Source organism: Streptomyces sp. P6-2-1 (assembly GCF_050613165.1).
In the GTDB taxonomy this organism is placed as follows: domain Bacteria; phylum Actinomycetota; class Actinomycetes; order Streptomycetales; family Streptomycetaceae; genus Streptomyces.
The window spans coordinates 4672227-4690845 of the sequence record NZ_CP192513.1; the positions used below are offsets into that span (position 1 = coordinate 4672227).

Here is an 18619-nt window from a genome sequence, read left to right on the forward strand (position 1 = left end):
CCCGTGCGACGTGATTGACTTGAGCTGCGCGAGGAAGAGTAGGTCGACGGAAGGGGCTTATGTCTGAATTTGCCGTGAATGCGAATCAGTTAGGTTAATCGAACCGCGCTTGGTTAACTTTTGGCCCGGTGCGAGCGATGAAGTGGGGCGGGAGTGATCAGGGACTTCAGCGAGTGGCTGAACGATCAACTGGCGCAGAAGGGGATGACTCAGCGAGAACTCGCCGAGGCCGCCGATGTCACCCCTGCTGCCGTGAACGCGTGGACGAAGGGGCGTTCCGTGCCGCGACTGGCCAAGATAGAGCAGGTGGCCAGGGCCCTTGGCGTGCCGACCATCGACGCGGTCGAGCGGCGGGCTCCCCAGGCGGACCGGGGCGAGGCGGAATGGGTGTTCCAGCCCGCCCCGACCGATGGCAGTCGCAGCGGCGGCAACGCCGCGGCCTTCGCCTTCACGGCCGACCTGGGCGTCCTCGCGCGTGAGGCCACCCAGAACAGCCTCGACGAACAACTCGTCCCCGGCGAGCCCGTCCTGGCCCGATACGTACTCCACGAACTCAGCGGAGCCGCCCTGCAGCGGTTCCTCGACTCCCTCCGCTGGGACCTGCTCAGGCCGCACCTGGACGCGGCGGCCGATCGCTCGCAGAAGGCGGGTCGCGTACTGGCAGACGGTCTCGCGGAGTTGGAGCGAACACAACGACTTCACCTCCTGCGCGTGGACGACTACAACGCCAACGGACTCACCGGCCCGGAGTATGACGACGGTCGCTTCGCCCGCGTCGTCCGCCGCACTCTCGACAGCGGCAAGGCCGGCGCTCAGGGCGGGTCCTACGGGCTCGGCAAGGCCGCACTCTGGGCGGCGAGCAGGTTCGGGCTCGTCCTCGTGAACAGCACCCTGGCCGAGCAGGAGGCGGGACGCACCGAACGCCGTCTCGCCGGGCGGCTGGAGCTGCCGTGGCATGTGTCGGACGACGGGGCCGAGTACGCCGGACCGGCCTGGTTCGGCGTACGCGACCAGGAGAGGGGAAGCTCCGTCCGGTCCTGGTGGGCCGACGAGGCATCCGCACGCGAGCTCCTTCTGGAACGCGAGAGCGGTCTGCCGGGTACCTCCTTCCTCGTCGTCGGTGCCTACGACGGATCGGGAGTCAGCGCCGAACTCGACGAGATGCACCAGCGGCTCGTGAAGGAGTTGGGGGCCAACTTCTGGGCGGCCATGGTCGCGGGCGAAGAACGTCCGGCACTGCTGCGTGCCTCCGTGGAGGCATGGCGCAACGGGGAACTCGTGGAGGCGCGCACGGAGATCGACCCGCACGCAGCGGCTCCGGCCAAGGCGCATGCCGTACGCGCGTTCCTCGACGGCCGCACCGTCCAGCGTCTCACCGCACGCACCGACGTCGTGGAACTGAGCGTTCCGCTGGAGCTGGCCCGACGCAAGGGCGATCCACCGGCCAAGGGGGCAGGAGCGCACGAGGCGGTACTGCTCGTCACGCCCGCCGCCGACGGTGACGAACCCACGGACAGGCTGACCATGATGCGCGCCACGCGGATGGCTGTGAAGAGCAAGAGGGTCAGCGACCTGCCGCTGGGCCACACCCCCTTCCAGGCAGTGCTCCTCGCCGGCGCGGCCACCGGCAGGCGGGGGCAGGACGTCACGGACGCCGAGTTGCTGCTGCGGGCCTCCGAACCGCCCGAGCACGACGACTGGACCGGCACGGACGACCTCACGGCGACCTACGTACGGGGAGCCCGTCGACGCGTCCTGGATTTCAAAGCCGCGGCGGAGCAGGCGATCCGTGACCTGTTGCGGGTCGAGATCCCGGACAAGGAGGGCGAGGAGGGCCCCGCCGTGCTGCGAGATCTCCTCGTGATCGAGGCGTCCCCGGCCTCGGCCGGCAGGAAGCGCACCGTCGGTTTCCCCACGGTGCGGGCGCTTACCGGCGAGATCACCGGCACCGGCGCCTGGCGGATCGAGGTGACTGTACGTCTTCCGGAACGCGAGACGCCCTGGGTGCTGGCTCCCTCGGCTTCGTTCGCCACACGCGAAGGCGGAGGCATACCCGTGGATTGGGCCGGCTTCCTCGTCCCGGCATCGAACTGCGAACTCACCCCGGAGGGCCATCTCCGTTTCGAAGCGGGAGCGCGCTCCGCGACCTTCAGGGGTCTGACGGATGTGCGTACGCACCCCGTACCTGCCCAGGTTGCATCCCTCGTGGTCGAGCTGCCGCGCGCGCGTGTCGCCGAGGGGGTTCCGGCGTGAAGATCCTTTACCCCCACCCCCAACTCGTGGGAGAAGTGCGGCTGCGGCCCTCGCGCGTGCGGCTCGACAACCTGCCCGTCGACCTGTCCCGTGTCTCGGACCGCGAGAACGTCGTGGCGCTGCACGGCATCGACAGGCGTTGGCGCGAGGCGCGGTTGACGATGGAGGTCCACATCGACGAGGGGGAGCTGGCCACCGGCCCCTGGCGCAACGTCCGTTGTCTGTTGACGGTGACCAACCTGCGCACACGCGTGCACCACTCCTTTCCGGCGACTGCCGAGAAGCCGGGGCAATGGCGGGGCGACGCGGTGCTCAATCGCACCGACCACATCGGGCACTGCCAGGTGGACGCCGTGTTCACCGCCGATCTCGACGACGGCCCTGCCAGGTTGATCGGGCGAGCGGAAGCGCCCTGGAGAGTCGATTTCGAGTCTGCCAGGCCCACGCGCAAGCGCACCCTGAAGATGGTGTGGAGGGACTTCACCGACACGCCGGCGCTGGAGGAGTTCCGGGACGATCCGTGGATGGTCGATGCGCAGGCGGGGGAGCCCGTGCTGTACCTCAACTCCTCCTTGGAGGGATTTCGCGCGCTCATCGAGAAGGCGTCGGGTGCGGAGCAGCGCGTCGTGCGGGAGCTTCTGGCCGCGCAGATCGCCGGGCAGGCGTGGGAAGCACTGTTCCACACAGCGCTCTACGCCTGTGGCGCGGTGAAGGACGGCGACCGACCGGAGTGGCCGGGAGGCTGGCACGAGGAAGTGCTGCGGAGCATGCTGCCCGATCTGTGGCCCGACATGTCGCCGGACGACGCGCTCCGTGAGGCGGTCGAACGCCGACAGAGCGGGGAGGGTGGGGCCGACCTGCAGGCCCGGTTGCTGCACGCTGTCGGCAGGCGCACCCGTGTGCCGAGGACGGTGAACGAGACGGTGCGCGCACTGCGCCGGCGGGACGAGGAGGGGAAGGCATGAGCACGGCCGAGGTGAACGGGCCGGGAGCGGGCAGGCTGGGACGGCTGCCCGATGCCGTGGCGGCCCGGGTGGTCACACCGGCCGTGCTGCGCGGTCTGGAACCCGTACCCTCCGCGATGCTGCTCGGCCGGGCCGAACCCGTAGGTGATGGTGGGGCTCGCTGGGCGGCGGAGCCGGTGGCGGAGTTGCTGAAGGAGGCCGAGGCCAGGTTCGGCGGTCGGCGGCCCACCGAGAGCGATGCCTGGCTGGCTCCCCGACTGCACTGGACCCTGCGCCTGACCCGCGCCGAGGCGGCCGACTCGGGGCTCTGGAACTTCCTCGCACTGTGTCTGCGTCCCGAGTACGTGTTGTGGCGGTGGGGTGGCAAGGACGGCTCCGTCGGGCAGATCGCCCGCTTCACCGGACCCTGGGCCACCCAGGCGCTCTCGCGCCTGTGGTGGGCGGCCGAACTGTTCCGCGACGGGGACAACTACGCGCCGGTGGAGTTGGCCTGCTCCGACCAGGACATTCTCAACACGACGCTGCGTTTCCGGATGATCCAGCATCGGCCTGCGGCGCAGGCACTTCTTCGTCTCCGTGCGCGGGGGACGGTGGGTACGGGGCGTGACACCAATGCCGCGGTCAAGGCGGCGAACGCGGCCACCATGCTCGTCAACGAGGCGCTCGCGCCCGACGAGCCCCCGGACTCCGAGGCGTACGCGGAGTGGCTCGAAGAAGCGGGCGAGGGTGTGGTGCGCTACGACAACGTCCTCCCGCGCGGACCGCGGGACGGCCGGGTGCGTGATGCCTCTGTCGAGGCGCTCACCGACTGGTTCGGGGAGCTGTTCGCGTACGCCGCGGTACGGGGCAAGGAGAAGCGGGAGAAGTGACGGTGCTGCCGCTCAACCCTCCGCGAGCTTGCGATGGATCGCTTCCGCCAGTGCCCGGCCGAGCCCGACGGGGACGGCGTTGCCGATCTGACGCGCGATCTGGATCTTGGACCCGTGCCACTTGAAGGTGTCCGGGAAGCCCTGGATCAAAGCGGCCTCCCAGTGGGTGATGGGGCGGTTCTTCGTGGGATGCAGGTACCGCCCCTTCTCCGGCTTGTAGAACTCCGTACGGATGGTGACGGACGGACGGTCCTTGTGCAGGCGGCCCATGACGTCACCGGACCCCGACGTGTGGTTGTCCCAGCTCTCTGTCGAGAGGTAGACGGATTCGCCGTTGATGATCCTTGTCCGGCCGACCAGGTCGTGGCGGTTGCCACCCGGTGGAATCGCCTCGTAGCGGGCGAGGGAGAGCGGTGTCGGATTTCTTCCGATGTGCAGATCCGCGCCGACGAAGGGGCCGGGGAGAGTCGTACCGAGGACCTCCGAGGCGCGATCGGCGAGATCCTTTCGGAGCCCGACGCGTGCGGTACGTGCGAAAACCGCATCCCACACCGTGACCCACGGCTGCCTCTCCACCTCTCCGAGCGCCAATTGCTCGGCGGTGCGGCTGTGCGTGGGCGCCGGATGCTGCAAGGGCTCGCCGAGGTCCTTGCGCGTGGCGATGACGATGGCGCGCCGGCGGGCCTGCGGTACCCCGTAGTCGGCCGCGTTGAGGATCTTCTCCGTGAGGTGGTAGTCCGCGAGCGGGCCACCGTCCTCGGTGGCGGCCGACAGCGCCACGTACTCCGGTGAGCGCAGGAACCGGTCGACGTTCTCGACCACGAAGATCTTCGGCTTGATGGCCTGCACCACGCGGACGTACTCGCGCCACAGCTTGTTCCGGGGGTCCTCGGACTTCGGGGGCCTCTTCAGGCCGTCGCGGTTCAGCCCGGAGAACCCCTGGCAGGGTGGACCGCCCATGATGACGTCCACGCCCTCGTACGGGGTCGGGTCCCAGTCCTCGATCTTGATCGCGCTCACGTGCGTACCGGGGAAGTTCGCCGCGTACGTGGCCGCGGCCGCCGCATCCATCTCGACGGCCGCCAGGGACCGGAACGGCGAGGGCACGGCCCCGTGCGGACGGTAGGCGTGGAAGCCCGCCGAGAATCCTCCGGCCCCGGAGAAGAGGTCGACCACAGTGATGCCCGAGGCGGCGGAGGCCGGAGTCGCTGGAAAGCCGGCCACGGTATCAGTGGTGAGGGACATGAGACGGAAGCTTAATGCGCGCCAGGAGGCGGATGAGGGGGACCCGGGGATCAGTGGCCGAGCGCGGAGAGTATCTGTCGACCCACTGCCGCCGCCACGGGGGGCGGCGTGGTCTGGCTGATCTGCCGATAGGCGGACGTCTTGCGGCCGACGATCCGCCACTCGGGGGTGAAGCCCTGCAGCAGGGCGACCTGTGGGACGGTGAGGCTCACCAGCCCCTCATTGACCGGTGCTTCCCTGTCGATGCGGAACCCGGGGCCGGGGACCTCGTTGCCCAGGCTGCCGCCGTAGACGTCCCACCGTTGCCACACCGCCTTCGAACGGGTGGGGCCGAGGTCGGCTCCGCCGCGTCCCGTGGCGCCTCCCACGATGAGTGGCGCCGGCTCGTTCGCCGCGTCTGCCCAGTCATCGACCTCAGGCCACCCCCGCGCGCCCATGGAGGCACGAAGTGTCTCGCCGAGCGTCGGGCACGGGCCGGACAAGGGCGTGGGCCAGGAGAAGCGCGCCATGCGCTCACGCGGCATGGCCACCAGAAAGCCGTGGGCCCGGCGCTGCGGAACCCCGAAGTCCGTGGCGTCGAGCACGGCGGTGCTCGACACGAAGCCGAGGTCCTCGATCGTCTCCCCCACCTTCCGGCGCATCCCGGCGAAACGGTCGGAGGTGAGGAAGGCAGGAATGTTCTCCAGGAGGAGGGCTGTGGGGCGAACGAACGAGGCCATGTCCAGCACGGCCGAGAGCGCGTCCCGCGGATCGGCGGTTCCCCGCTGCTTCCCACCGATCGTGTACGGGGTTCTGGGCAGTCCGCAGGCGAGCAGGTCCGCCCGGTCCAGGCTCGGGTACCCGACGGGTTCGATCTTCTTGAGGTCGCCCTGAATCACCTCCCATCGGGGGCGGTTGGCCTTGAGCGTCGCGCAGGAGTCACTGTCCACGTCCACGGCGGCGGCAAGGCGGAACCCGGCCTGTTCGAGGCCCCACGCCTGCCCACCCACACCCGCGCACAGGTCGATCGCCGTCGCTGTCCCCACTGCCTTCCCGCCTTCCGCTCCCAACCCCTGAAGGGCGTGATCGCATGATGTTCGAACCGATGTGTCATCGTACCGACACGTGCCGTCACTCCTTCGCGGAGTCGACGGTGGTGAACCACACGACCTTCCCGTTGCTGCTGCGGGCCGAGGCGGGGGCCACGAACGAGAAGGCGAGGACCACCTTCTCGGGGCTGATGCGGTTGCTCTCCTCGGCCGCTTCCCGGTGCCGGGACTCCACCACCGGGTACAGGGTCACCACGCCGCGTCGCTCCCGAACGAATGCCTCGGTGGTCCTGTTGCCGCCCAGGGGGAGAGCGCCGGCGATCCGTAGGGCGGCGGCACGGTGCCTGGGCTCCGAGACGGCTCCGAACGCCGCCTCGCGCCGTCGGGCACGAGCGAACCAGGAATAGGTGCGCGAGGAACCGCCGAGATGTGCACTGCGCCTGCCCGTGGTGTGCTGCGGTGCCAGGACCAGCCAGTCGTCCAGCATGCCGGCGGACGGCCTGCTGATCTTGTGCAGGTACTTCAGCAGGGGAGCGAACTGCTGATCGGTCGTCCAACGCATGGAGTCCGCCAGTTCCAGGAACTGCGCCGGCCCGAGCAGCCCGGTGCGGGCATCGAAGCTGCGCTCGTGCTCCTCCGTGTCGAAGTGGTACGAGAAGGTCGACGCCGCATCGAGGGACTCCAGCACCGGCAGCCACAGCCCGGTGTTGTGGGCGAGGTCGGAGCTGTCCGTCGGGTACGCGGTCGGCTCCTCCCATTTGCCGGGACTCGCGAGTTCGACGACTCGCGTGTTGTACATCTTGTTCTTGCTCGTGGGCAGGAGCCAGGGCAGATGCTGGGCGACCAGCGGTGGGACATCGGCGGGGGTCACCTGGGGGCGACCGTCCACCCACGTCGCGTACTGCTCCAACTGGGAGCGGAAGGACTCCTCGTCCCGGCAGATCGCCTCGAACGCCTCGTAGAGGTCGATCTCCCTGGAACCCGCCTTCTCCCCGCGGCCCACGTAGAGGCGCACCAGGTCCCGGTAGCCCTCGCGGAAGCCGAACCAACGACCCATCTGCATCAAGGTGGAGGCATTGTTGGCGCGCCGCCGGTAGTAGGTGACCGTGAGTCCTTCGACGGTGAAGCCACGGGCGAGTTTCTGCCCACCCACGATGATCTTCCACAGCGGGCGCCGGTCGAAGTCGGCCTCTCCGTACTCCTTGTCCTTGTCCCCGTTGACGACGATCGTCGGCTGTTCGTCCCCCCCCACCCTCATCACGGCAGCCCCGACGTACGGCGCGAGGTCGTCGTACGTCTCGGGCACCGACCAGGAGCCTGCCCGTACGCGCGACACGGGAGCGACGTCGGAGTCGAAGAGCTTCCGGAGCCGTTCGTGACCGCTCGCCCCGTTGTAACCCGATCCCTCCCACAAGCGGTTGATCAATTCGCTCAGTTCGTAGTGGTCCTTGGTCCTCACCGACTCGTGGACGAGCATCGTGTGGTGGAGGAGGAAGCGGTCGTCGAGAGCGTCGTGGTCGATGCGGTAGAGCTTCATGGCCCCGGTCAGTACGAACATGTCGATCGCCTCGCGCAGGCCGGCGCGGCCGTCGTCGCTCAGCCGGATGTCCCGCACGTGGGCGAGTTCGTTCGAGTTCGCGACGGTGCGGTCCTCGGGGGCCACGGGCGAGTCGAGATCATGGAAGTCCTGGACTCCCATGTAGCCCTCGGGACGGGGGAGGGCGACGATGAAGTCTTTGGGGAAGATGTCCTCACTGTCGCTCGGGTCGATGAAGACGTTGGCGAACGGCGTCGCCGTGTAGCCCACGTACTGGGCGCGGGGCAGCATGCGGAGCAGTTCGGCGATCCGGTGGTTGATCGCCGTACGGGTGGCGTCTGGTTTGCGTCGGTTCGCCGTGTTCACCGACGCCTCGTCCGACTCGTCGTCGATGATCAGAACGGGGATCTCGGACAGCGGGGTTCTGATCTTGTTCAGGTCGCGGAGGAGCTTGTCGAGCACCGACTTGTTCTTCTTGACGACCATGAGGCGGGCGTGCGAGCGGTGCAGATTGCGGGGATCGTGAAGCGGGAGCGAGGGTTCCTGCTTCTCGGCCTCCAGGGCCGCGATGCCCTGGTCGAGGCTGTGGTAGTCCTTGTCTCTCGTGGTCATGCGTACGATGTCGAATCCTCCGAGCGCCGAGGGCATGGCGCCGTGCGAGAGGAATCCGCCGTTGATCCAGGCAGGGTCGTCCGCGTAGTCCGACTCGCTCTGCGCGGCGCCGCGCAGGATGTTCTCCCGCCCCACCAACTCCATGTCGAGGCGACGCTGCGTCTGGGCACGAAGCAGGTTCAGGGTGCCTCCGAGCACGATGACGAGGCGGTAGCCCGCGTCGACGGCCTTGGCGACGACGCCCGTGAAGTTCGCGGTCTTGCCGGACTGCACATGTCCGACGACGAGCCCCTTCGACTGATAGGCGGCCTCCGCCGTCGGATCGGCGAGACGTTCCACGACGCGGTCCGTCGCCTGGTCGAGCCCGGCCACGGCCTCGGCGGACCACCCCTTGTCCTCCAGGACCCGGCTGTAGGCGGACCAGTACCAACTGCGGCCTTGCGCGGACTGCGGGGTGTACCAGGGAGTGAAGGTGTCACTGATGACGACGGTCGACGAAGCCTTGGGCACCGGAATGAGAGAGGTCAGGAGGCCGGCTGTCTCCGGCGCGAGGCCGAGCGAGGAGAGCACCTCCTCGCGTCGGCTGTCCGTCCCGGGCTCCGTGTCGCTCCACTCCGCCTTCTCCGCGTCGTCCCAGTGCGTGAGGTGCTTGCGCCACAGTTCCACCAGCTGATCCGTGCTCGCGGCGTTGCGCAGTACGGACCGGAAGTCCTCGTCCCGGGTCAGCGGTTCCGCCTCCGGCCCCTCGTCCTCGGCCTGGTACGCGAGTGCGCGCGAAAGTTTCTTGGGGCGGTTCACCATGCCGGCGAGGGCGGAACGGTGCAGTTGCAGGCGGAGCGTATCGGTGTGCGTCATGGTCCAGTCAGGGGGATTCGGACGTCGGTGAGCGAGGCCGGTGCGTTCCGCGCGCGAGTCAGGCCGGAGAGGTCCGTGTCGTATCCGACGTCGTGAATCCGTTGCCGCATCCCCGGAGGCAGGTTGTCGGTCCCGTGCGGGGGACATGGAGGTGACGAGGAGGAGCAGGAAGGCCCGACGGGTGCGCCGGCGTGCGTCGTCCGGCGCCCAGCTCCTTCCCGGTCACGCCCTTGCCGCCGTCCACCAGGTCGGTGATCGCCACCTCGACGCCGCCCCCGACCGGCCGCGGCCTCCATGCGGCGGGCCGCGGGCGGCGGCAAGCGAGCGCCGTCCGCGGGGACGTCGAACTCCCAAGGGGAAACCGGTGCCATGCGACCTCGATAGCAGGCAGGAAGTGACAGGGGAAGGGACACGGGTGAGGTGGCAGCCTCAGGGCGAGGGCCGGGCGGGACGCTCCCCCTTCCTCCGCCTCAGCTCCGCGATCACGGTCGCCGCTGCCCGCTCCGGCTCCTCGTGTTCCCAGAAGCGGAGGACCGTCCAGCCGAGGGCGTGGAGATGGGCGGTGGTCTCGGCGTCGCGGGCCGTGTTGCGGTCGAGTTTTTCGCGCCACCAGGCGGCGTTGCTGCGAGGGCTGGTGGCGTGGTCGGGGCACCCGTGCCAGAAGCAGCCGTCCATGAAGACCGCTATGCGCTCACGCGGGAAGCCGAAGTCCATCGTGCGTCGTGCCAGTCCGGGAACACGCAGGTGAAGGCGGTAGCGCAATCCAGCGGCATGCACGAGTCGCCGCACGGCACGTTCGGGGTCGGTGTCCCTGGAGCGCTGGCGGCTCATCCGACGCGACACGTCCACCGAGGACGGAACGGGAGAATCCGGCACGCGTGCCATTGTGCCGGCGCGCGCGGTTCCCCGAAGGGGCTTGGCGGGCACCTCACCCCGCCCCGTGGCATCGCTCGTACTCGGTTCCGGATGCGCACCAGCATTCCGCTCGTGGGTGAGGGGGCCAGGGGGTGGCGAGGGCTCGGGTGGCGAGGGTGGTGGTGTAGAGGGGGAGGAGGGTTGGGGTGGTGGGGTCGGTGGATTCGGCGGCGGCGAAGGCCTCGTAGGAGGGGACCGTGGCGCGGACGATGCCGAGGTTGGGGATGCCGGAGGCGGCGAGGTCGCGGAGGGCGGACTCGATCGACCTCGTGTGGGCCTCGTACGAGGGGTACTCCGTGGCGAGGGCGGGGTAGGAGGCGAGGAGTTCGGTCAGTTCCGGCTCCGGCCAGTGCAGGACCGCCACGGGGAAGGGGCGGGACAGGGCCGCGCGGTACGTGGCGAGTTCGGCGTGCAGGCGGGTGATCTCGGCGCGCAGCTCCTCGGGGCTGTCGGAGCCGAGCACCCACGTGCGCTTCGGGTCGTGCAGCTCGTCGAGCGGGACCGTCGCCGGGTTGAGCGCGTCCGCCATCGCGTCCCAGGCGTCGTGCTCCAGGCCGAGCAGGCGCCGGACGCGGTGCCTGCCGATGAGGAGCGGGCGGGCCTCGTACGGGGGCGGCGTGGAGCCGTCCAGGAGGAGCGCCACCGCCTCCTCGTACGTGGCGTGCGCCTCCTCCAGCTCGTCGTGCGCCTCCAGCGCCTGCGCCACCACGATCCACGGGGCCGGTGTGCGCGGGGCCGTCGCCCGTACGCCCGAGACGATCGCCTGGGCCTCCGCCTCGTGCCCGTACTCCCACAGGTTCGCCGCCTTCAGCGCCCGGATCAGCGCCGGGTCCTCGGGCGCACCGGCGAGCAGACCGTCGTACAGGGTGCTCGCGCGGGTGCGGTCGTCGGCCAGCTCGAAGTGCGCGGCCGCGCGCAGGAGCAGCTGTTCGGCGTCCTCCGGGTGGCGCTCGGCCAGTCGTTCCAGGCGTTGGGCCTGCTCCAGGTGGGCTTCGCGGTCGCTCTCGCCCTGCCGCGCCGCCGGTACGGGCGCGGCGGGCGGGGCCTGGGTGGTCTCGGCAGGGGTTTCGGGGCGCATGGCCACACGGTAGCGCCGCGCACGCCCCGAACGGAGTACCAACCGGCAGGGAACCTTTCGGCGACCCGGTTCGTCTGGAGGGGTGTCAGTGCCACCGGAGGGGGGATGCGTATGCCGCGCCTGCTCGCGCTCGTGCTGCTCGTCCTCGCCGGTGCCCTCGGCGCGGAGCCCGGGCTGCTGCCCGCGGCCGTCGCCGTCACGGCGGCGGCCCTCGCCGTCTGCCTCCTGAGCACCGCGCGCGGCGTCCCGCTCGTCGCGCCCACCGCGGTACGCACCACGATCCGTGAGCGCGCCCGCCGTACCGCCTTCCTGCCCCAGCGCGATCCCGACGCCTCCGGGCGACCACGTCCCCGGGCACCCGGCCGCCGCCTCACCGCGCCGGCCGGCTGACCCGCGCCCGTACTCCGCGGACGTACCCCGTACGGGGCACTCCGCGCGTGCCCCGTACGCGTACTCCGCGCCCCTACCCCGCCCGTCTCCGTACGAGACGCGCTCGTACGGGGGTCAGCCGCGCCGCCGCACAGGTCCGCTCCCTTCCCCTGTGAGGCCCCGGAGGACTCATGTCCCTGCCCGCATTCCACGCGTCCGGTTCCGGCCTGTTCGGCCTGAGCGCCGGCGTCGTCGGCTACCTCGCCGACCTGCTCCAGCCCCTCGCCGGTCCGGCGGCCACCGCCGCGGCGATCGTCGTCCTGACCGCCTGCGTGCGGCTCCTCCTGCTGCCGCTCTCGCGCGCCGCCGCGCGCGGCGGGCGGGAACGCGCCCGGCTCGCGCCCGAGGCCGCCGCGCTGCGCGAGAAGTACGCCAAGGACCCCGAGAGGCTGCGCCGCGCTCTCATGGACCTGCACGCCAGGCACGGCGTCTCACCGCTCGGCGGCTGCCTGCCGACGCTGTGCCAGCTGCCCTTCTTCTTCGTGCTCTTCCACGTCTTCTCCAGCTCCCGCATCGGCGGCGAGCCCAACCACCTGCTCGGCCACCGCCTCTTCGCGGCCCCGCTCGGCGACCGCTGGGCCGACGCGCTCGCGCACGGCGGGCTCTTCGGCGCGCGAGGGCTCGTGTATGTGGTGCTCTTCGTGCTCGTCGCCGCCGTCGCCACCTTCACGAGCCGCTGGAACACGCGGCGGTCCGGCGCGCGGGCGCAGGCGCAGGCGGCCGAGGGCGTCCCCGGCGCCGCCGCACTCACCCGGCTCATGCCGTACACGGCCTACTTCACGCTGGTCAGCGTCGCCGTCGTCCCGCTCGCCGGGGCGCTCTACCTCGTCACGAGTACGACGTGGAGCGCCGCGGAGCGGGCGGTGCTGTACCGGGAGCGCCCGCGCGCGGCCCCGGAAGCAACCGCCGCGGGATGACCCGCCCGCGCGGGCGGGTCACGGTCCCCGACCGCCCCGCCCGCCCGGGTCACCGCCCCGCCAGGTACTCCTCCAGCGCCGCCACGACGAGCGCGTGGTCCTCCACCTGCGGCAGCCCCGATACGCCGATCGTGCCCACCGGGCCCGAGACGCCGCGCACCAGGATCGGCAGGACCCCGCCGTGGGCCGCGTAGCGGGACGGGTCGAGGCGGGAGGCGTCCTCGAAGGTCGTGCCCTTGGCGCGGAAGCGCGTGCCGACGAGGAGGGAACTCTCGCCGTACCGCTCGACGACCCTGCGCTTGCGCGCGAGCCAGTCGTCGTTGTCGGCCGTCGAGCCCGGCAGCGCCGCGTGGAAGACCTGCTGGAGACCGCGCCGCAGGTCGATCGCGACGGGGGCGCCGCTCTCGCGCGCGAGGCGGACCAGGGTGCTGCCCAGGTCCCAGGCGTCCTGGTGCGTGTACGTGGGCAGCGCGAGGCGGTTCTGCTGCGCGAGGAGGTCCGCGGCCTCCTCGGCCGTGGCGGGCAGGGCGCTCATCGGGACACCTCCACCGTGACGCCTTCGGCGGCCGAGCGGCGGGCCGCCTCGATGACGTCGAGCGCGGCCGCTGCCTCCCTGGCAGTGACCGGGTTCGGGGCGCCCTCGCGCAGGGCTGCGGCGACCGCCGCGTAGTACGCCGGGTAGTCGCCCGGCTCGGTCGGTACGGGTTCGCCGCCGCCGGTCAGCGGGGACTCGCCCGCGCCCAGCCTGCCGTACAGCTCGGCAGGCTCCGTACCCCAGCGCCGCGCGCCGCCCGGGCGCTCGCCGGCCCGCAGCGCGGCCTCCTGCGGGTCGAGCCCGTACTTCACGTACCCGGCCTTCGAGCCGAGGACCCGGAAACGGGGGCCGAGCTGCGCCGTCGTCGCCGAGACCCACAGGTGCGAGCGGGTGCCCGACGCGTGCGTGAGCGCGAGGAAGGTGTCGTCGTCGGCCGCGGCGCCCGCGCGCCGCACGTCCGACTCCGCGTAGACGCGCGTCACCGGGCCGAAGAGGGCGAGTGCCTGGTCGACGACGTGGCTGCCCAGGTCGTAGAGGAGACCGCCGTACTCGGCCGGGTCGCCCGACTCGCGCCAGCCACCCTTGAGCTGCGGCCGCCAGCGCTCGAAACGCGACTCGAAGCGGTGCACGTCGCCGAGCGCGCCCGAGGCGAGGAGCCCTGCCAGGGTGCGGAAGTCGTTGTCCCAGCGGCGGTTCTGGAAGACCGAGAGGAGCAGTTCGCTCCGCTCGGCGAGGGCCGCCAGCTCGCGGGCCTCGGCCGCCGTGCCCGCGACGGGCTTGTCGACGACGACGGGGAGACCGGCGTCGAGCGCGGCGCGCGCGAGCGGGACGTGCGTCTTGTTGGGCGAGGCGATGACGACGAGGCCGTATTCACCCGCGCGGGAGAAGACCTCCTCGGGCGTGTCGGCGAACCGCACCCCGGCGAACTCCGCCCGCGCCTGCGCGCGGCGCTCCTCGTCGCGGGTGACGACCGTGTCGAGGCGCAGCCCCGGGGTCGCGTCGATGAGGGGGGCGTGGAAGACGGAGCCCGCGAGGCCGTAGCCGATCAGGGCGACGGGGACGGGGGCCGAGGGTTCGGGGGCGCCGGATGCGGGGGCGCCGGGTACGGGGGTGCTGGGGGAAGAGGTCGGGCCGCTCATGCACGCCACTTTGGCAACAGTGTTGAATAAGTGCAAGCACGCATCGGCACGACACAGGAGGCAAGGGGTGGGCGGCGTGGCCGAGGGACCGGGACGGGCGGGCGGGCGGAGCGGCGTCCGCCTCGCCGACCTGCGGGGACACAACACCGCGCTCGTGCTCGATCTCGTGCGCGGCGCGGGCCGGGAGGGGATCAGCCGCCCCGAACTGGCGAGCCGCACCGGGCTCACCGTGCAGGCCGTCAGCAAGATCACGGGACGGCTGCGGCAGGGGGGCCTGCTCGCCGCCGCGGGGCGGCAGGAGTCCACGGGCGGCAAACCGGCCACCGCCCTGCGCCTCGCGCGCGGGGCCGTGCAGGCGCTCGGGGTGCACATCGACAGGGACGGCGTGCTCGTCGTCCGGACGGACCTCACGGGGCGCGCCCTCGCCGAGCGGCGGGTCCCTGTCGACCTCGGGCGGGGGGCGGGCGATGTCGTGGACGCGGTCGCGGGGGCGATGGCGGACGTACGCGGGGGAACGGGCGGGGAGGGGGAGCGCCCGCCCGACGAGGAGGGCTTCGCGCCGCTCCTGCTCGGTGCCGGGCTCGCGGCGCCGGGCCCGCTCGACCACCGTACGGGCGTGCTGCACAAGGTCAGCGGCTTCCCCGGGCTCGACGGACTGCCGCTCGCCGCCGCGCTCGCCGGGCGGCTCGGGCTGCCCGTCGTGCTCGACAAGGACACCAACGCGGCCGCGCTCGGGCGCGCGCTCGCGGGTGACGCGCGCGCCTTCGCCTACCTCCATCTCGGTACGGGGCTCGGGGCCGGGCTCGTGCTCGACGGGCGCCTGTACCGGGGGCCGCGCACGGGCGCGGGCGAGCTGGGGCACCAGGTCGTCGCGCTCGACGGGCCGCCTTGCGTGTGCGGGAACCGGGGCTGCGTCGAGGCGCTGTGCCTCGCCGCGCTCGCCGCGGGGGACACGGCAGGGGCGGCGCGCGTGCTCGGCACGGCGGCGGCGAACCTCGCCGGTCTGCTCGACGTCGAGCTGATCCTGCTCGGCGGGCACCGGATCGCCGCGGCTCCCGACGCGTTCGTACGGGGGGTGCGGGCGGCCGTGGACGCGCGCGCGAGCCGGACGGGGACGGAGCGGGTACGGGTGCGCCTGGCGGAGGGGGCGGACGGCGCCGAAGCGGCGGGCGGTGTGGCGGGGGGCGGTGACCGCGTGATCGCCGAGGGGGCCGCGCAGCTCGTCCTGGCGCCGCTGTTCGGACGGCTCCCCGCCGAGGGGTGAGCGCGACGGCGCTGACGTACCGTGGCGCTCGTCGTCGGACGGAGGCCGGAAGGCGGGGGCCGAAGGCCGAAGGCCGGCGAGGCGTCGCACGTCGTACGAGGTGACCGGGGGAGAGCGGAGCGTTCCCCATGCGTGCCCTGCGGTTGTACGGAGCCCATGACGTGCGGATCGACGAGATCCCCGAGCCCGAGACGCGCCCGGGAACCGTCAAGGTGAAGGTCGCCTGGGCCGGGATCTGCGGCTCGGACCTGCACCAGTACGCGCGTCCCGCCTTCCCCGCCGACTTCGTGCACCCGCTCTTCGGCGAGCCGGGGCCCTTCGTGCTCGGGCACGAGTTCTCCGGGAGGGTCGTCGATGTGGCGGCGGACGTGGACGGCGTGCCGCTCGGGGCGCTCGTCGCCGTCGAGCCGCTGATCGCGGACGGGACGTGCGCGGCGTGCCTGCGCGGCGACTACCACCTGTGCGAGCGCTTCGGCTTCATCGGGCTCATGGGCGGGGGCGGCGGGATGTCGGAGTACGTCGTCGTACCGGCCGCGAAGGCGCACGTCCTGCCCGCGGGCGTGGACGCGGAGACGGGCGCGCTCGTCGAACCCCTCTCCGTCGCGTGGCACGCGGTGCGCCGCGGCGGTCTCGGCACGGGCGGCACGGCGCTCGTGGTGGGCGCGGGCCCGATCGGGCTCGGGCTGCTGCTCGCGGCGAAGGCGCGCGGGGCCGCGTCCGTGGCGGTGAGCGAGATGAGCGCGGCGCGCAAGCGGCTCGCGGCCGCTCTCGGCGCCGACCTCGTGCTCGACCCGGCCGATGACGACGTCGTCGCGCGCGTACGGGCCGCGGTGCCCGGCGGCGTGGACGCGGGCTTCGAGGCGAGCGGGGCCGGGCGAGCGGCGGTCGGCGCGCTGCTCGGCTCGGTGCGCAAGGGCGGTACGGCGGTGACGGTCGCCCAGGGCCGTACGGCCGAGTTCGACCCGAACCTGCTGATGCTCACCGAGATCGGCTACACCGGCAGCTTCGCGTACAACGGCCCCGACTTCCCCGCGGTCCTCGCGGCGCTCGCGGACGGGCGGCTGCGCACCGAGGGCCTCGTCTCGGACCGGCTGAGTCTCGACGAGGTGCGGGAGAAGGGGTACGAGGAGCTGCTGGCGTACGCGGACGGGCACGTGAAGATCCTGGTGGGGATCGACCCGGGTGCCTGAGGCCGGTCCGGTCGTACCTGATCAGGAAACGGGCCGGAAGCGCCGCATAGGATGGCCGTACCGGTCCCGTCCGCCCCGCAGCAGCCAGGAGTACCGCCCATGCCAGAGCGCAAGCCCATCGAGTCGTGGCTCACCGACATGGACGGCGTGCTGATGCACGAGGGGGTGCCCGTGCCCGGCGCGGACGCGTTCATCCGCAAACTCCGCGACTCGGGGCGCCCCTTCCTCGTCCTCACCAACAACTCGATGCACACCGCGCGCGACCTGCACGTGCGGCTCAGGCGCATCGACCTGGACGTGCCGGTCGAGAACATCTGGACCTCGGCGCTCGCGACGGCGAAGTTCCTGGACACGCAGCACCCGGGCGGCACCGCGTACGTCATCGGCGAGGCCGGGCTCACGACGGCGATGCACGAGGCGGGGTACGTACTCACCGACGCCGACCCCGACTTCGTGGTGCTCGGCGAGACCCGTACGTACTCCTTCGAGGCGCTCACGCGCGCGATCCGCCTCATCAACAACGGCGCCCGCTTCATCGCGACCAACCCCGACAACACGGGGCCCTCGCCGCAGGGCGCGCTGCCCGCGACGGGCTCGGTGGCCGCGCTCATCACGAAGGCGACGGGCAAGGACCCGTACTTCATCGGGAAGCCGAACCCGCTCATGATGCGCACCGGGCTCAACGCGATCGGCGCGCACTCGGAGTCCTCGGCGATGATCGGCGACCGGATGGACACGGACGTCCTCGCGGGCCTGGAGGCCGGGATGGAGACCTTCCTGGTCCTGACCGGGCTCACGACGGTCGGGGACATCGACACGTACCCGTTCCGGCCGACCGAAGTGGTCGACTCCATCGCGGATCTGGTGGACCGGATCTGAGCGGGGGCGGGACGGGCGAGGAAGCGGCCGACCGGCCCCAGGCGCCCCCGGACAGCGACGGTGCCGGCTCTCCCCGGCCGCCCCGGTGGGGCGGAGGGGAAGAACCGGCACCGGTGTGCCCGACGCGCCTCAGTCGTTGATGCGGTCGTTGGCGTCCGCGGCGTCCGAGGTCTCCTTGCGCGCGCGCTCCAGGGAGTCGACGAAATTCGTGAGCGAAGGCTTGAGCTTCTCCCAGTCGTCCCGGAAGCGGTTCGCGCGCGGGCCCTTCCAGAAGTCGTCGCTGCCGCGCGTGCCGTTGGATATCGCGGTGATGAGATCGTTCAGGTTCCCGTGCTGGGTCTTGAAGATCTTCGACAGTTCCCGCAGTCGTGTGGTGTCCGCGCCCTTGAGCGTCATACGGCACCTCCCCGTGTCCTCGGGCGGCCTCTCCGCCCGGCGCGTCGACCCTAGCGCACGGCTCAATGGAGGCGGCGTGGAAAAGGGGGCAACGTGCTTGCTGGGGGCAGTATTTGCTTCGTAGCGTGACGGGGCACACTCCTCTGAACAGGACGGATGTCATGGGAACGCCCGCAGAACAGCCCAAGGTGGACAACCCGATGAAAACCCGCCTCGAAACTTTGAAGGGAAATGTTCAGGACGAGGTGGGGAAAATGGAGAAACACCTCAAGAAAGCCTCCCAGGACGTGGGCGGGAAGAGCGAGGGCAAGTCCTGGATAGGCAAGACCGCCGACAACTGGCATACGGAGATCGAGGGGAATCGCGGCCGCATGCTGCGCGAACTCAAGAAACTCGTCCCCGCGATCCAGCGGAAGCTCGACAGCATGCCGGACAAAGTGCCTGCCAACGAGGCGAAGATGATGCGGATCGACATGCGGTGACGCCGCCCTCGCGGCAGCCGGACACGCATAC

The 18619-nt window shown here is 71.4% G+C and carries 17 protein-coding genes; 9 read left to right on the plus strand and 8 right to left on the minus strand.

Annotated elements, in window-relative coordinates:
* The first annotated feature begins 153 nt into the window (after positions 1–153).
* Genes ACQYWQ_RS20055 through ACQYWQ_RS20065 form a run of 3 tightly spaced genes read left to right on the plus strand, consistent with a single transcriptional unit; the run spans position 154 to position 4087 of the window.
* Entirely contained in the window at positions 154–2253 is a 2100-nt protein-coding gene (locus ACQYWQ_RS20055; protein ID WP_431036336.1) for a helix-turn-helix transcriptional regulator, read from the plus strand.
* Entirely contained in the window at positions 2250–3218 is a 969-nt protein-coding gene (locus tag ACQYWQ_RS20060) for a hypothetical protein (protein ID WP_431036338.1), read from the plus strand. The genes ACQYWQ_RS20055 and ACQYWQ_RS20060 overlap by 4 nt, the downstream gene beginning before the upstream one ends.
* Positions 3215–4087, plus strand: a complete 873-nt coding sequence (locus ACQYWQ_RS20065) for a DUF6339 family protein (RefSeq protein WP_431036340.1) — start codon at positions 3215–3217, stop codon at positions 4085–4087. The genes ACQYWQ_RS20060 and ACQYWQ_RS20065 overlap by 4 nt, the downstream gene beginning before the upstream one ends.
* Positions 4088–4099: 12 nt before the next feature.
* Here ACQYWQ_RS20065 and ACQYWQ_RS20070 read toward each other — a convergent pair whose 3' ends face one another.
* The 5 genes from ACQYWQ_RS20070 to ACQYWQ_RS20090 all read right to left on the minus strand — a co-directional run bounded on the left by ACQYWQ_RS20070 (position 4100) and on the right by ACQYWQ_RS20090 (position 11357).
* Positions 4100–5332: a DNA cytosine methyltransferase gene (locus tag ACQYWQ_RS20070; RefSeq protein ID WP_431036341.1), complete on the minus strand. Its 1233-nt coding sequence runs from the start codon at positions 5330–5332 to the stop codon at positions 4100–4102.
* A gap of 50 nt (positions 5333–5382) precedes the next feature.
* Positions 5383–6357, minus strand: a complete 975-nt coding sequence (locus ACQYWQ_RS20075; RefSeq protein ID WP_431036343.1) for a DNA cytosine methyltransferase — start codon at positions 6355–6357, stop codon at positions 5383–5385.
* A gap of 85 nt (positions 6358–6442) precedes the next feature.
* The gene (locus ACQYWQ_RS20080; RefSeq protein WP_431036344.1) at positions 6443–9364 is read right to left on the minus strand and encodes a Z1 domain-containing protein; all 2922 of its coding nucleotides are present in this window, start codon (positions 9362–9364) and stop codon (positions 6443–6445) included.
* Positions 9365–9793: 429 nt separating this feature from the next.
* Positions 9794–10249 carry a very short patch repair endonuclease gene (locus ACQYWQ_RS20085; protein WP_431036346.1) on the minus strand — a complete coding sequence of 152 codons (456 nt, stop codon included), beginning with the start codon at positions 10247–10249 and terminating at the stop codon, positions 9794–9796.
* A 43-nt stretch (positions 10250–10292) separates the two neighbouring features.
* Positions 10293–11357 (minus strand): hypothetical protein, encoded by a 1065-nt coding sequence (locus tag ACQYWQ_RS20090; protein ID WP_431036348.1) that lies wholly within the window; start codon positions 11355–11357, stop codon positions 10293–10295.
* A 111-nt stretch (positions 11358–11468) separates the two neighbouring features.
* Between ACQYWQ_RS20090 and ACQYWQ_RS20095 the strand changes: the two genes are divergently transcribed.
* Positions 11469–11747: a DUF6412 domain-containing protein gene (locus ACQYWQ_RS20095; RefSeq protein WP_431039266.1), complete on the plus strand. Its 279-nt coding sequence runs from the start codon at positions 11469–11471 to the stop codon at positions 11745–11747.
* A 170-nt stretch (positions 11748–11917) separates the two neighbouring features.
* The gene (locus ACQYWQ_RS20100) at positions 11918–12703 is read left to right on the plus strand and encodes a YidC/Oxa1 family membrane protein insertase (protein ID WP_431036350.1); all 786 of its coding nucleotides are present in this window, start codon (positions 11918–11920) and stop codon (positions 12701–12703) included.
* A gap of 49 nt (positions 12704–12752) precedes the next feature.
* Here ACQYWQ_RS20100 and ACQYWQ_RS20105 read toward each other — a convergent pair whose 3' ends face one another.
* Both ACQYWQ_RS20105 and ACQYWQ_RS20110 read right to left on the minus strand, forming a co-directional pair.
* Positions 12753–13238, minus strand: a complete 486-nt coding sequence (locus tag ACQYWQ_RS20105; protein ID WP_431036352.1) for a heme-degrading domain-containing protein — start codon at positions 13236–13238, stop codon at positions 12753–12755.
* Complete coding sequence (locus ACQYWQ_RS20110) at positions 13235–14377, minus strand: Gfo/Idh/MocA family oxidoreductase (protein ID WP_431036353.1); 1143 nt, start codon at positions 14375–14377, stop codon at positions 13235–13237. The genes ACQYWQ_RS20105 and ACQYWQ_RS20110 overlap by 4 nt, the downstream gene beginning before the upstream one ends.
* A 67-nt stretch (positions 14378–14444) precedes the next feature.
* On the opposite strand from ACQYWQ_RS20110, the gene ACQYWQ_RS20115 reads away from it, so the two are divergent.
* From ACQYWQ_RS20115 to ACQYWQ_RS20125, 3 genes are all read left to right on the plus strand, one after another.
* Positions 14445–15641, plus strand: coding sequence for an ROK family transcriptional regulator (locus ACQYWQ_RS20115; protein WP_431036355.1), 1197 nt, complete (start codon positions 14445–14447; stop codon positions 15639–15641).
* 128 nt (positions 15642–15769) lie between these two features.
* Positions 15770–16831, plus strand: coding sequence for an alcohol dehydrogenase catalytic domain-containing protein (locus ACQYWQ_RS20120; RefSeq protein ID WP_431036357.1), 1062 nt, complete (start codon positions 15770–15772; stop codon positions 16829–16831).
* Positions 16832–16930: 99 nt separating this feature from the next.
* A complete protein-coding gene (locus tag ACQYWQ_RS20125; protein WP_431036359.1) occupies positions 16931–17710 on the plus strand; it encodes an HAD-IIA family hydrolase in 780 nt (259 codons plus the stop codon).
* A gap of 129 nt (positions 17711–17839) precedes the next feature.
* Here the strand turns inward: ACQYWQ_RS20125 and ACQYWQ_RS20130 are convergent, their stop codons facing one another.
* Entirely contained in the window at positions 17840–18106 is a 267-nt protein-coding gene (locus tag ACQYWQ_RS20130) for a WXG100 family type VII secretion target (RefSeq protein WP_431036361.1), read from the minus strand.
* Positions 18107–18267: 161 nt separating this feature from the next.
* Here ACQYWQ_RS20130 and ACQYWQ_RS20135 point away from each other — a divergent pair, with 161 nt between their 5' ends.
* On the plus strand, positions 18268–18588 hold the full coding sequence (locus tag ACQYWQ_RS20135) for a hypothetical protein (protein WP_431036363.1): 321 nt from the start codon (positions 18268–18270) through the stop codon (positions 18586–18588).
* Positions 18589–18619 lie beyond the last annotated feature (31 nt).